This window comes from Agromyces sp. Root1464, assembly GCF_001427265.1.
GTDB classification, from domain to species: domain Bacteria; phylum Actinomycetota; class Actinomycetes; order Actinomycetales; family Microbacteriaceae; genus Agromyces; species Agromyces fucosus.
The window spans coordinates 253,481-265,416 of the sequence record NZ_LMFU01000002.1; the positions used below are offsets into that span (position 1 = coordinate 253,481).

Sequence of the window (11,936 nt, forward strand, 5' to 3'; positions counted from 1 at the left end):
CGCCCGCCCTAGTGCACCGCGAGGGACGCCGCGCCGAGGATGCCCGCGTTGTTGCGGTGCACCGCCGGCACGATCGGCGTCTTCAGGTCGAGCAGCGGCAGGAACTGGGAGTGGTGCTTCGACACGCCCCCGCCGACCACGAAGAGGTCGGGGGAGAAGATGAACTCCACGTGCGCGTAGAACCGCTGCAGCCGGCTCGCCCATTCCTGCCAGTCGAGCGAGTCCCGTTCCATCGCCGAGTACGCCGCGTTCTTCTCGGCTTCACGCCCGTCGAGTTCGATGTGCCCGAGTTCGGTGTTCGGCACGAGCACGCCGTCGTAGAGGAACGCGGAGCCGATGCCGGTGCCGAGCGTCGTCAGGATCACGAGGCCGTCAGCGTCGACGGCGGCGCCGTAGCGGGCCTCGGCGTAGCCGGCGGCATCCGCGTCGTTGATGAAGTGGATCTCGCGGCCGAACGTCTCCTCGAAGAGCTCCTCGGCGGGCAGGCCGATCCATTCCTTCGAGATGTTCGCCGCCGAGAGGGTGCGGCCGTGCTTGACGATCGCGGGAAAGCACACGCCGAGGGGGAGTGCGTCGCCGAACTCGTCGGAGAGTCCGTCGAGCAGTTCGGCGGTCGCGGCGAGGATGTCCGTCGGGCGACCGCCCTCGGGCGTCGCGACCTTGCGCCGATCCGAGAGGAGCTCGCCGGTGCCGAGGTCGACGACCGCGCCCTTGATGCCCGTGCCGCCGATGTCGATCCCGATCGCGTGCTGTGTCGCCATAGCGGCCACACTATCGCGGGCCCGTGCGGGTGCCGTTCAGGGCAGCGTCAGGAGCTCGGCTCCGCGTTCGGTGACGACGAGGGTGTGCTCGAACTGGGCGGTGAGCGATCGGTCGCGCGTCACGATCGTCCAGTCGTCGGCCCAGACGTCCCACTCGATGCCGCCGCCGAGCGTGAGCATCGGCTCGATCGTGAAGACCATGCCCGGCTCCATCACGGTGTCGAACTCGGGGGCGTCGTAATGGGGGATGATCAGCCCCGAGTGGAACGCCCGTCCGACCCCATGGCCCGTGTAGTCGCGAACGACGCCGTAGCCGAAGCGCTTCGCGTACGCCTCGATCGCGCGGCCGATCACGTTCACCTCGCGGCCGGGAGCGACGGCACGGATGCCGCGGCGCAGCGCTTCACGGGTGCGCTCGACGAGCTGGACGGTCGCTTCGTCCGCCTCGCCGACGACGAACGTGTGGTTGAGGTCGCCGTGGTAGCCGTCGAGGTACGCCGTGACGTCGATGTTCACGAGGTCGCCGTCGGCGAGCACGGTGTCGTCGGGGATGCCGTGGCAGATCACCTCGTTGACCGAGGTGCACGACGACTTCGGGAACCCCCGGTAGCCGAGGGTCGACGGGTAGGCGCCGTGCGCGACCACGAAGTCGTGTGCGATGCGATCGAGCTCATCGGTCGTCACGCCGGGGCGGATCGCTGCCGACGCCGCCTCGATCGCACCCGCCGCGACACGCCCGGCTGCCCGGATGAGCTCGACTTCTTCGGGCGTGTAGCGATCACCGCCGGAGTACGGGGCCGGCGCGCGCTTGCCCACGTACTCGGGTCGCGGGATCGAGGCGGGCACCGCTCGAAGCGGCGACAGGCGTCCGGGGATCAGGTGGCCTGAGGCGTCCTTGGGCATAGGATCAGCCTATGGCCGAGGATGTCGAGCACATGTTTTGGTACAACCTGAACACCGGTGAGGTGGAGCAGGGATTCGTGTCGCCGTCGGTCGATCGGGTCGGGCCCTTCGAGACTCGTGCCGAGGCCGAACGGGCGCTCGAGATCCTGCGCGCGAACAGCGCGAAGTGGGCCGAAGAAGAGGCCGCCGAAGACTGAGTCGTCGGGTCGGCCTCGCCGCCTGCCTTACTCGTACGAGTGCTCGGAGTTCGGGTACACGCCCGCCTCGACGTCGGTGCGCCATTCCTTGGCGGCGGCGCTGAGGATGCCCGAGAGGTCGGCGTACTGCTTCACGAACTTCGGCACACGACCGATCGTGAGGCCCGCCCAGTCGGTCCAGACGAGCAGCTGGCCGTCGGTGTGCGGGCCGGCTCCGACGCTGATCGTCGGGATCTCGAGCAGCTCGGTGACCTGACGCGCGGCATCTGCCGGAACCATCTCGAGCACGACGGCGAACGCGCCGGCGTCCTGCACGGCCTTGGCATCGGCGAGCAACCGCTTGACGCCCTCGCCGCGCCCCTGGATGACGTGGCCGCCGAGGCCGTGCTCACTCTGCGGCGTGTAGCCGATGTGCGCCATCACGGGGATTCCAGCAGCCACGATGCGACGGATCTGCTTGTGGCTTCGCTCTCCGCCCTCGAGTTTCACCGCGTGCGCCCCGGTCTCCTTCATGAACCGCACGGCGGTGTGGAGGGCGTCTTCGGGGCCGTTCTCGTACGACCCGAACGGCATGTCGGCGACGACGAAGGCGCGCTTGACGGCCCCGGCGACCGCGCGGGTCAGCGGGATCAGTTCGTCGACCGTGACAGGCAGCGTGGTCTCGTAGCCGAAGACGTTGTTGCCGGCCGAGTCGCCGACGAGCAGGAAGTCGATGCCGGCCTCGTCGAAGATGCGAGCGGTGAGCTGGTCGTAGCTCGTGAGGCCCGTGATCTTGATTCCGTCGCGCTTGGCATTCTGGAAATGCCGGGTGCGCACGCGCTTCGGCCCTCCGGATGCGGCGGCACCGCCGTAGGGGTTCTGCTCGGTGCCGGCCGACGTGTCGGATGCTGCGTTCTGGGGCTCGCCTGACATGGGGCCAGTCTGGCACACGCGCCATCCGTCGCCGCCTCGCGCGCGAGCGCGAGCGAGCACCGCGAGCCAGTACGCTGAGAGGTGCGAGAGAGGGTGTGGATGGATAAGCAGCGCGACTTCGTTCTTCGCACGATCGAGGAGCGAGGGGTCAAGTTCGTCAGGCTCTGGTTCACCGACGTGGTCGGAACCCTGAAATCGGTGGCGATCGCGCCGGCCGAGGTCGAAGGGGCGTTCACCGAGGGCATCGGCTTCGACGGCTCGGCCATCGAGGGCCTCAGCCGTACCTTCGAGTCGGACCTGCTCGCCTACCCCGACCCGACGACGTTCCAGACGTTGCCCTGGCGCGGGGACATCGACCCCACGGCGCGCATGTTCTGCGACATCACGACGCCCGACGGCGAGCCCGCGGTCTCCGACCCGCGCAACGTGCTGAAGCGCACCCTCGCACGTGCAGCCGATCGCGGATTCACGTTCTACACGCACCCCGAGATCGAGTTCTACCTGCTGAAGTCGTCGAAGTACGGGGCATCCGGCCCCGAGCCCGTCGACTCCGCCGGCTACTTCGACAACGTTCCCGGCGGCACCGCACACGACTTCCGCCGTCGCTCGGTGCGCATGCTCGAAGACCTCGGCATCTCGGTCGAGTTCAGCCACCACGAGGCGGGCCCGGGCCAGAACGAGATCGACCTGCGCTACGCAGATGCGCTGACGACCGCTGACAACATCATGACGTTCCGCACCGTCATCAAAGAGGTCGCGATCGAGCAGGGCGTCTACGCGACGTTCATGCCGAAGCCGTTCTCCGGCCAGCCGGGCAGTGGCATGCACACCCACATGTCCTTGTTCGAGGGCGATGCAAACGCCTTCTACGAGCCCGGTGCGCAGTACCAGCTCTCCAAGGTCGGCCGGCAGTTCATCGCCGGACTGCTGACCCACGCTCCAGAGATCACCGCCGTCACGAACCAGTTCGTGAACTCGTACAAGCGGCTCTGGGGCGGGGTCGGGCCCGACAAGCTCGCCGAGGCGCCCAGCTTCGTCTGCTGGGGGCACAACAACCGTTCGGCGCTCGTGCGCGTGCCGCTGTACAAGCCCGGCAAGGGGCAGAGCGCTCGGGTCGAGTATCGGGCGATCGACTCTGCGGCGAATCCGTATCTCGCATTCTCGCTGCTGCTGGCCGCGGGCATGAAGGGCATCGAGGAGGGCTACGACCTTCCGCCCGAGGCCGAAGACGACGTGTGGGCGCTGACCGATCGTGAGCGACGTGCACTCGGCTACGACCCGCTGCCCGCGAGCCTCGATCACGCGGTGCAGCTCATGGAGGAGTCGGAGCTCGTCGCCGAGACGCTCGGCGAGCAGGTGTTCAACTACGTGCTGGCGAACAAGCGGGCCGAGTGGCGCGACTACCGCTCCGAGGTCACCCCGTTCGAGCTGCAGCGCAACCTCGAGATCCTCTGACGCAGCGGATGTCTCGTCAGGCCCCCACGCTCGGAAGAGTCGCTCGTGCGGGCTTCGGCGATCTGAGCGGCGCCGCATCGGCGCTCGAATCGCTGTCGACCGGCACGGGCGTCGAGCTCGACTCGCTCCTCGAGGTCTTCGCCCAGGCTGCCGATCCCGACGAGGCGCTTGCGGTCGTCGCGCGACTCCACGAACAGGCGCCGAACGAGCTCGCGACAGTGCTCGAGCACGAGAACGCCGCGGCGCGTCTGGTTCGCCTCGTCGGGGCGTCACGCGGATTCGCCGACTTCCTGCTGCGGCATCCGTCGGATCTCGCGATGTTCGCGCAGGTGCCAGGTCCGCCCCCGAGCGTCGGCGAGGCACGTGCATCGCTGCTCGCCGCGCTCGACGACGTCCCCGCTGCGACCGCCGACGTCACGGAGGCGGCCGCGCGGGCGATCCGCATCCGGTACCGCCGGCTGCTCGCGGATGTCGCGGTGTACGACCTCACGCGTGCCGATGCGGTCGACGTCGTCGACGTCGTCGCCGCGGGTCTCGCGGATCTCGCCGGCGCGACGCTCGATGCGGCGCTCGCGGCCGCTCGTCGTGTCGTCGGCCGCACACCGGGGGAGCCGGCGGCGCCTGGGCGTTATCCCATCGCGGAGGTCGAGGCCACGAGGCTCGCGATCATCGGCATGGGCAAGGCCGGCGCTCGCGAGCTCAACTACGTGAGCGACGTCGACGTCATCTTCGTCGCCGAGTCTGCCGATGAAGAGATCGTCTCCACGCCGAGGGCGCTCGACATCGCGACCAGGCTCGCCATGCTGACGATGCGCATCATCGGCGAGCCCGGCATCGAGCCGCCGCTCTGGGAGGTCGACCCGAACCTTCGCCCCGAGGGCAAGGACGGCGCGCTCGTGCGCACGCTCGAGTCGCATCTGCAGTACTACGACCGGTGGGCGAAGAGCTGGGAGTTCCAGGCGCTGCTGAAGGCGAGGCCGCTCGCCGGAGACCTCGAGCTCGGCGGGCGCTACATCGCCGGCGTCGCGCCGAAGGTGTGGTCGAGTTCTGGTCGCGAGGGCTTCGTCGAGTCCGTGCAGGGCATGCGCGAGCGAGTCACCCAGCACATCCCGGCCGACGAGGTCGACGTGCAGATCAAGCTCGGGCCCGGCGGCATCCGCGACATCGAGTTCACGGTGCAGCTGCTGCAGCTCGTGCACGGCGCGTCCGACGACGGCATCCACCAGCGCGGAACGCTGCCCGCCCTCGCCGCTCTCGCCGAGCTCGGCTACGTCGGCCGCGAGGAGGCGGCCGAGTTCGCGCGCGACTACCGTGTGCTGCGCGTGCTCGAGCACCGGGTGCAGCTCGAGCGGTTGCGCCGCACGCACCTGATGCCCCGTGACGAGCACCGGCTCCGCGTGCTCGCCCGTGCTTCGGGCCTCGGTCGCACAGCAGACGAGCTCATGGCCGTCTGGCACGCCACCCGCTTGCGGGTGCGGGGCCTGCACGAACGCCTTTTCTACCGGCCGCTGCTGTCGGCTGTGGCGGCTCTGCCGGCATCCGGTCTCGGACTCACGAGCGCGCAGGCCGAAGCGCGTCTCGCCGCGATCGGCTTCCGTGACCCGCGTGGAGCGCTCGCCCACATCGCGGCGCTCACGACCGGCGTCTCGCGGCGCGCGCAGATCCAGCGCAACCTCATGCCCGTGCTCATCTCGTGGTTCGCCGACGGCACCGACCCCGACTTCGGGTTGCTCTCGTTCCGGCGTCTCAGTGACACCCTCGGTACGACCCACTGGTATCTGCGGCTGCTCCGCGACTCCTCCGACGCGGCGTTGCGGCTGACCAGGGTGCTCTCGGGATCCCGCTTCGCCGCCGAGCTGCTCGAGCGCAGCCCCGAATCGGTCGCGTGGCTCGAAGACCTCGACGAGCTGCGGCCTCGATCCATCGCGGCCCTCGAAGACGAGGGCCGGGCCGTGCTCCGGCGCCACGAGGAGCCCGACGTCGCCGCCAAGATCTTCCGCGCCATCCGTCGCCGTGAGGTGCTGCGGCTCGCGCTGTCCGGAATCCTCGACGTCTGCACCGTCGAGGAGCTCGGCCACGCGCTCAGCGACGTCACCGAGAACCACATCGCCGCCCTCGTCGCCGCGATCCGCGGCGCCGAGCCCGACGGCATCGAGTTCGCCGTGATCGGCATGGGCCGCTTCGGCGGCCGCGAGCTCGGCATCGGTTCCGACGCCGACATCATCTACGTCTACCGCCCGACGGATGCCGCGCCCGACGCGGCCCACTCGCGGGCGCTCCGCATCGTCTCCGAACTCGTGCGCCTCAGCGAAGACGCGCGCCTGCCCTTCGACCTCGATGCGGATCTCCGCCCCGAGGGCCGCAACGGCGTCGTCGCCCGTTCACTCGACGCCTACCGCGCGTACTACGCGAGGTGGTCGCTGACCTGGGAGGCCCAGGCACTCCTGCGGGCCCGCGGGGTGGCCGGCAACCGCGCACTCATCGAAGAGTTCACCGAGCTCGCCGACACCGTGCGATACCCCGAGGCGATCAGCGAGCGCGACGTGCGCGAGGTGAAGCGCATCAAGGCTCGCGTCGAGAACGAGCGGTTGCCGCAGGGTGCCGACCCGACCCGCCACCTGAAGCTCGGGCGCGGATCGCTGTCCGACGTCGAGTGGTTCGTGCAGCTCATCCAGCTGCAGCACGCCGCCGCCGTTCCGGCGCTGCGCACGACGTCGACGCTCGACGCGCTGGCCGCTGCGGTCGAACATGATCTCGTCGAAGCATCCGATGCCGAGACCCTTCGCGCGGCGTGGATCTTCGCCTCGCGAGCCCGGTCCGCCCTCACGCTCTGGCTCGACCGCACGACCGACGTGCTGCCCGTCGAGCGCTCGCAGCTCGAGGGCGTCGCCCGCATCATGGGCTACCCACCGGGCTCGGCGACCCAGCTCGAACAGGACTACCTGCACGTCACGCGACGCGCTCGAGTCGTCTTCGATCGCGGCTTCTACGGGGTCGAACCGCGGCGCGAGCCATCCATCAGCTGAGCCGGACCGCGCTGTAGACGGCGATCCCACCGCGATCGGTGCTTGGCGCCGCGATGCCGTGGAACGACGAATGGGCCCGCACCGCCGAAGCGGTGCGGGCCCATCCAAGGTCGGATCCTACGGCTGCAGGGGGGATGCAGCTTCGGATCCTGGGGACTGCAGAGGGGGCTGCAGGATCAGACGCCGTAGTAGAGCTCGAACTCGAACGGGTGGGGACGCTGAGCCAGCGGCTTCAGCTCCTTCTCGCGCTTGTAGTCGATCCACGTCTCGATGAGCTCCTTGGTGAACACGCCGCCCTCGAGGAGGAAGTCGTGGTCGGCCTCGAGCGCGTCGAGCGCCTCACCGAGGGAGCCGGGAACCTGCGGGATCGCCTTGGCCTCCTCGGGCGGGAGCTCGTAGAGGTCCTTGTCGACGGGCTCGTGCGGCTCGATGCGGTTCTTGATGCCGTCGAGGCCCGCCATGAGCTGCGCGGCGAACGCGAGGTACGGGTTGCCCGAGGCATCCGGCGCGCGGAACTCGATGCGCTTGGCCTTGGGGTTCGTGCCCGTGATCGGGATGCGGATCGATGCCGAACGGTTGCCCGCCGAGTACACGAGGTTGACGGGAGCCTCGAAGCCCGGAACGAGGCGGTGGTAGGAGTTCACCGTCGGGTTCGTGAAGGCCAGCACCGCGGGGGCGTGCTTCAGCAGGCCGCCGATGTACCAGCGCGCGAGGTCGGAGAGCCCGCCGTAGCCCGCCTCGTCGTAGAAGAGGGGCTTGCCCTCGCTCCAGAGCGACTGGTGGGTGTGCATGCCCGAGCCGTTGTCGCCGAAGAGCGGCTTCGGCATGAACGTCGCGCTCTTGCCCCACTGGTCGGCCGTGTTCTTGACGATGTACTTGAACTTCAGGATGTCGTCGGCCGCGTGCACCATGGTGTCGAAGCGGTAGTTGATCTCCTGCTGGCCGCCGGTGCCGACCTCGTGGTGCGAACGCTCCAGCACGAAGCCTGCGTCGATGAGCTTGAGCGTGATGTCATCGCGCAGGTCTGCGGTCTTGTCGACGGGGCTGACCGGGAAGTAGCCGCCCTTGTAGGGGGTCTTGTTGCCGAGGTTGCCGCCCTCTTCGACACGGCCGGAGTTCCAGGCGCCCTCTTCGGAGTCGACCGAGTAGAAGCTCGAGTGCTGGTTGACCTCGTAGCGCACGTCGTCGAAGATGTAGAACTCGGCCTCGGGGGCGAAGAACGCGGTGTCGGCGATGCCGGTCGAAGCCAGGTACTTCTCGGCCTTCTTGGCGACCTGACGCGGGTCCTTCGAGTAGATCTCGCCATTGCGCGGGTTGTAGATGTCGAACACCATGATGAGCGTGCGCTCGGCGCGGAACTGGTCGATGTACGCCGTCGTCACGTCGGGGATGAGCTGCATGTCGGACTCGTGGATGTTCGCGAAGCCGCGGATCGAGGAGCCGTCGAACAGCTGGCCGACGGTGAAGAACTCTTCATCGACAGTGGAGGCCGGGATGTTGAAGTGCTGCTGCACGCCCGGAAGATCGGTGAAGCGGATGTCGAGGAACTTGACATCCGTCTCCTTGATGAACTTGAGAACTTCGGACGAATCGCTGAACATGTTTGCGCAGTCTCCAAGAGGACTAGTACCGGACGGACTTTCACAGCCGGTAGCGACGCTAGCCGGGTGCCGTTTCCCACCCGTGACCGGAATGTTTCGGCCATGTTACGCCCAGCGGGGCTCGGTAGACTCATCGGGTGCCTGACGCGAAACCCCAGACCTTCGGAGACCTCGAGCCGAGCCGGTGGCCGGGGGAGCGGCTCGGGCTGCCGAGTGAAGGGCGCGGCTCCGTGGCCCGAGCCGGTCGCCGCATCGCCGCGTTGCTCGTCGATTGGGCGAGCGCGATGCTCATCTCGCTGCTCTTCACGCCGTACGAGTCGGTCGCCTACACCTGGGTCACGCCGCTCGTGTTCGCCGTGCTGCAGATCGTCTTCATCCCCACCATCGGCGGCAGCATCGGACATCGACTGCTCGGCATGCGGGTCATCCCGCTCGAGGGCGGCTGGATCGGCGTCTGGCGCCCGGTCAAGCGAACCGCGCTGCTGCTCATCGTGGTGCCGGCCCTCGTGTGGGACTCCGACCAGCGCGGCTTCCACGACAAGGTCGCCGGCACGGTGCTCATCCGCTACTGAGGTCCCCATCCGCTCCGGCGGCGCCGAGGCATCCGCTCCCTGAAGCACGAACGCGGCATCCGTCATCGGATGCCGCGTTCGTTTCGTTCAGTGCCGGGTCAGCGCATCTTGCCGCGCTGCGGCCGCGCCTTCATCGGGTCGATGCCCTTGGGGATCGGCAGGGAGGACTGGAGCGAGTTGAGGCGGTTCGAGACCGCGAGGACCTCGGGCTTGGTGAGCGCCTTCTTCGTCTTGCGGAGCGTCACGGGAAGCTTGTGGAGCGCGATCGATCCGTGGTCGTCGCCGACCGAGATCTGCGTGACCGGGACGTTCGGGAGAATGCGGGTGACCTTGCGCTGCTCGTCGTCGAGCATGCGCTTCGTGCGAGAGACGGGACCCTCGCTGATGAGCGCGACCCCGCCGCGACCGACGGCGCGGTAGATGGCGTCTTGGGTCTTGCCGTTGACGGCGACGGGCATCTCGTTGCCGACCCAACCGCCGCGGAGGCCGCTGCGGAGAACCGCACCGACCGCGCCGGGCTGGCCCTCGATCTGCGAGTACGCGGCGCGCTCGGCACGACGGCCGAGGATCACGAGCGCGATGAGGAGGCCGGCGAGCACGCCCGCGACGACCCAGAGGGCGATCGTGAAGCCGTTGCCCTCGCTCAGCCAGAGCGCCAGGCCCAGGCTCACGAGTACCGGAGCGAGGAAACCGAGGAGCATCAGCCACTGCGCGGTGGAATCGTAGCGGCGGGTCATCTGGAAGACCTGCCACATCTGCTTCATGCGGCCGGGCTCCTTCTGAGCCTTCGATGCGTCCTTGGTGCGTGCCATGTTCTCAAGGATACCGGCGCGGAGGGCCGTCTCGGACCGCGATCTGCGCACGGTCCGAGACGGCGGATGCCGCTAGCCGACCGCCTGGGCGAAGCCGAGCGACGCATCGGCGAGATGCGAGAGCTCGGGGGGCAGCTGTCGCCCCTTCGCCTGCATCGACTGCGCCCAGAGGCGACCTGCGCGGTAGGACGAGCGCACGAGCGGTCCGGCGAGCACGCCGAGGAATCCGATCGCCTCGGCCTCCTCCTTGATCTCGACGAATTCCTCGGGTCGAACCCACCGGGCCACCGGCAGGTGCCGGGGGCTCGGACGCAGGTACTGGGTCACCGTGATGATGTCGGTCCCCGCGTCGTGCAGGTCCTGGAGCGCCTGCGACACCTCGTCCCGCTCCTCGCCCATGCCGAGGATGAGGTTCGACTTGGTGATGAGGCCGGCCTCGCGTCCCTGCGTGATCACGTCGAGTGATCGCTCGTACCGGAAGGCCGGGCGGATGCGCTTGAAGATGCGAGGCACCGTCTCGACGTTGTGCGCGAACACCTCGGGTTCGGCGTCGAACACCTGCTGCAGCAGTTCGGGCACCCCGTTGAAGTCCGGCACGAGGATTTCCACTCCGGTGCCGGGCGACTGACGGTGGATCTCGCGGATCGTCTCGGCGTAGAGCCAGGCGCCGCCGTCGGCCAGGTCGTCGCGGGCGACGCCCGTGACGGTCGAGTAGCGCAGCTGCATGCGCAGCACGGACTCGCCGACGCGACGGGGTTCATCGGCGTCGAAGTCGGCGGGCTTGCCCGTGTCGATCTGGCAGAAGTCGCAGCGCCGGGTGCACTGCGATCCGCCGATGAGGAAGGTCGCCTCGCGGTCCTCCCAGCACTCGTAGATGTTGGGGCATCCGGCTTCCTGGCACACGGTGTGCAGGTCCTCGCTCTTCACGAGCGACTGCAGCGCCCGGTACTCGGGCCCCATCTTCGCTCGCGTCTTGATCCACTCGGGCTTGCGCTCGATCGGCGTCTGGGCATTGCGGATCTCGAGGCGCAGCATCTTGCGCCCCTCGGGTGCGGTGCTCACGCGGCGATCGCCGCCTCGGCGCGGAATCGCGCGGAGATCGGCTCGACGAGATCGACCGGGTTCACGGTGCGACCCAGCTCACGGCTGATCGTGGTCACTCCCGCGTCCCGGATGCCGCAGGCGACGATCCGCTCGTAGGCATCGAGCTCGTTGCTCGCGTTGAGGGCGAAGCCGTGCATGGTGACGCCGTTCTCGACCCTGATGCCGATGGCGGCGATCTTGTTCTCGTGGCCGGGCGGCCCGACCCAGACGCCGGACCTGCCGTCGACGCGACGCGACTCGAGACCGATGCCCGCGAGCACGTCGATGAGGATGCCCTCGAGCCGCCGGACGTATCCGACGACGTCGATCGGTTCCGGCAGGCGCAGGATCGGATAGCCGACGAGTTGGCCGGGGCCGTGCCAGGTGATCTTGCCACCGCGATCGACGTCGATGACGGGAGTCCCGTCGGTCGGCCGTTCGTCGGGCGCTGTGCGCTTGCCGGCGGTGTAGACGGAGGGGTGCTCCAGGAGGAGTACGGTGTCGGGGCGTTCGCCCCTGACAACCGCGCGATGGACGGCGCGCTGAAGGTCGAGACCCTCGATGTACGGCACGGAGTTGGCGCTTAGCCCCGTGACGACGATGTCGAGCATGGG

The 11,936-nt window shown here is 68.6% G+C and carries 11 protein-coding genes; 4 read left to right on the plus strand and 7 right to left on the minus strand.

Annotated elements, in window-relative coordinates; genetic code table 11:
* Positions 1-8: 8 nt before the first annotated feature.
* Both ppgK and map read right to left on the minus strand, forming a co-directional pair.
* Entirely contained in the window at positions 9-761 is a 753-nt protein-coding gene (gene ppgK / locus ASD23_RS07030) for a polyphosphate--glucose phosphotransferase (protein ID WP_056008627.1), read from the minus strand.
* Positions 762-797: 36 nt separating this feature from the next.
* Positions 798-1,664 carry a type I methionyl aminopeptidase gene (map, locus tag ASD23_RS07035; RefSeq protein ID WP_056008631.1) on the minus strand — a complete coding sequence of 289 codons (867 nt, stop codon included), beginning with the start codon at positions 1,662-1,664 and terminating at the stop codon, positions 798-800.
* An 11-nt stretch (positions 1,665-1,675) separates the two neighbouring features.
* Between map and ASD23_RS07040 the strand changes: the two genes are divergently transcribed.
* Positions 1,676-1,861 carry an SPOR domain-containing protein gene (locus ASD23_RS07040; RefSeq protein WP_056008634.1) on the plus strand — a complete coding sequence of 62 codons (186 nt, stop codon included), beginning with the start codon at positions 1,676-1,678 and terminating at the stop codon, positions 1,859-1,861.
* A gap of 27 nt (positions 1,862-1,888) precedes the next feature.
* On the opposite strand, the gene panB is transcribed toward ASD23_RS07040, so the two are convergent.
* The gene (gene panB, locus ASD23_RS07045; RefSeq protein WP_056008636.1) at positions 1,889-2,773 is read right to left on the minus strand and encodes a 3-methyl-2-oxobutanoate hydroxymethyltransferase; all 885 of its coding nucleotides are present in this window, start codon (positions 2,771-2,773) and stop codon (positions 1,889-1,891) included.
* 99 nt (positions 2,774-2,872) lie between these two features.
* On the opposite strand from panB, the gene ASD23_RS07050 reads away from it, so the two are divergent.
* Both ASD23_RS07050 and ASD23_RS07055 read left to right on the plus strand, forming a co-directional pair.
* On the plus strand, positions 2,873-4,228 hold the full coding sequence (locus ASD23_RS07050; protein WP_056008641.1) for a glutamine synthetase family protein: 1,356 nt from the start codon (positions 2,873-2,875) through the stop codon (positions 4,226-4,228).
* A gap of 8 nt (positions 4,229-4,236) precedes the next feature.
* On the plus strand, positions 4,237-7,254 hold the full coding sequence (locus ASD23_RS07055) for a bifunctional [glutamine synthetase] adenylyltransferase/[glutamine synthetase]-adenylyl-L-tyrosine phosphorylase (protein WP_056008643.1): 3,018 nt from the start codon (positions 4,237-4,239) through the stop codon (positions 7,252-7,254).
* A 176-nt stretch (positions 7,255-7,430) separates the two neighbouring features.
* On the opposite strand, the gene glnA is transcribed toward ASD23_RS07055, so the two are convergent.
* The gene (glnA, locus tag ASD23_RS07060; RefSeq protein WP_056008646.1) at positions 7,431-8,855 is read right to left on the minus strand and encodes a type I glutamate--ammonia ligase; all 1,425 of its coding nucleotides are present in this window, start codon (positions 8,853-8,855) and stop codon (positions 7,431-7,433) included.
* A gap of 137 nt (positions 8,856-8,992) precedes the next feature.
* Between glnA and ASD23_RS07065 the strand changes: the two genes are divergently transcribed.
* Positions 8,993-9,427, plus strand: a complete 435-nt coding sequence (locus ASD23_RS07065) for an RDD family protein (protein WP_056008649.1) — start codon at positions 8,993-8,995, stop codon at positions 9,425-9,427.
* Positions 9,428-9,525: 98 nt separating this feature from the next.
* Here the strand turns inward: ASD23_RS07065 and ASD23_RS07070 are convergent, their stop codons facing one another.
* The 3 genes from ASD23_RS07070 to lipB all read right to left on the minus strand — a co-directional run bounded on the left by ASD23_RS07070 (position 9,526) and on the right by lipB (position 11,933).
* Positions 9,526-10,239, minus strand: a complete 714-nt coding sequence (locus tag ASD23_RS07070; RefSeq protein WP_056008653.1) for a DUF4191 domain-containing protein — start codon at positions 10,237-10,239, stop codon at positions 9,526-9,528.
* A 72-nt stretch (positions 10,240-10,311) separates the two neighbouring features.
* Complete coding sequence (gene lipA, locus ASD23_RS07075) at positions 10,312-11,301, minus strand: lipoyl synthase (protein WP_056008656.1); 990 nt, start codon at positions 11,299-11,301, stop codon at positions 10,312-10,314.
* Positions 11,298-11,933: a lipoyl(octanoyl) transferase LipB gene (gene lipB, locus ASD23_RS07080; RefSeq protein WP_056008659.1), complete on the minus strand. Its 636-nt coding sequence runs from the start codon at positions 11,931-11,933 to the stop codon at positions 11,298-11,300. Before lipB ends, lipA begins: the two co-directional genes overlap by 4 nt.
* Positions 11,934-11,936: the final 3 nt, after the last annotated feature.

Coding starts and splice junctions, on each gene's coding strand:
- ASD23_RS07040 (WP_056008634.1), top strand. CDS start 1,676: ATGGCCGAGGATGTCGAGCACATGTTTTGGTACAACCTGAACACCGGT.
- map (WP_056008631.1), bottom strand. CDS start 1,664: ATGCCCAAGGACGCCTCAGGCCACCTGATCCCCGGACGCCTGTCGCCG.
- ASD23_RS07055 (WP_056008643.1), top strand. CDS start 4,237: ATGTCTCGTCAGGCCCCCACGCTCGGAAGAGTCGCTCGTGCGGGCTTC.
- panB (WP_056008636.1), bottom strand. CDS start 2,773: ATGTCAGGCGAGCCCCAGAACGCAGCATCCGACACGTCGGCCGGCACC.
- lipB (WP_056008659.1), bottom strand. CDS start 11,933: ATGCTCGACATCGTCGTCACGGGGCTAAGCGCCAACTCCGTGCCGTAC.
- ppgK (WP_056008627.1), bottom strand. CDS start 761: ATGGCGACACAGCACGCGATCGGGATCGACATCGGCGGCACGGGCATC.
- glnA (WP_056008646.1), bottom strand. CDS start 8,855: ATGTTCAGCGATTCGTCCGAAGTTCTCAAGTTCATCAAGGAGACGGAT.
- ASD23_RS07050 (WP_056008641.1), top strand. CDS start 2,873: ATGGATAAGCAGCGCGACTTCGTTCTTCGCACGATCGAGGAGCGAGGG.
- ASD23_RS07070 (WP_056008653.1), bottom strand. CDS start 10,239: ATGGCACGCACCAAGGACGCATCGAAGGCTCAGAAGGAGCCCGGCCGC.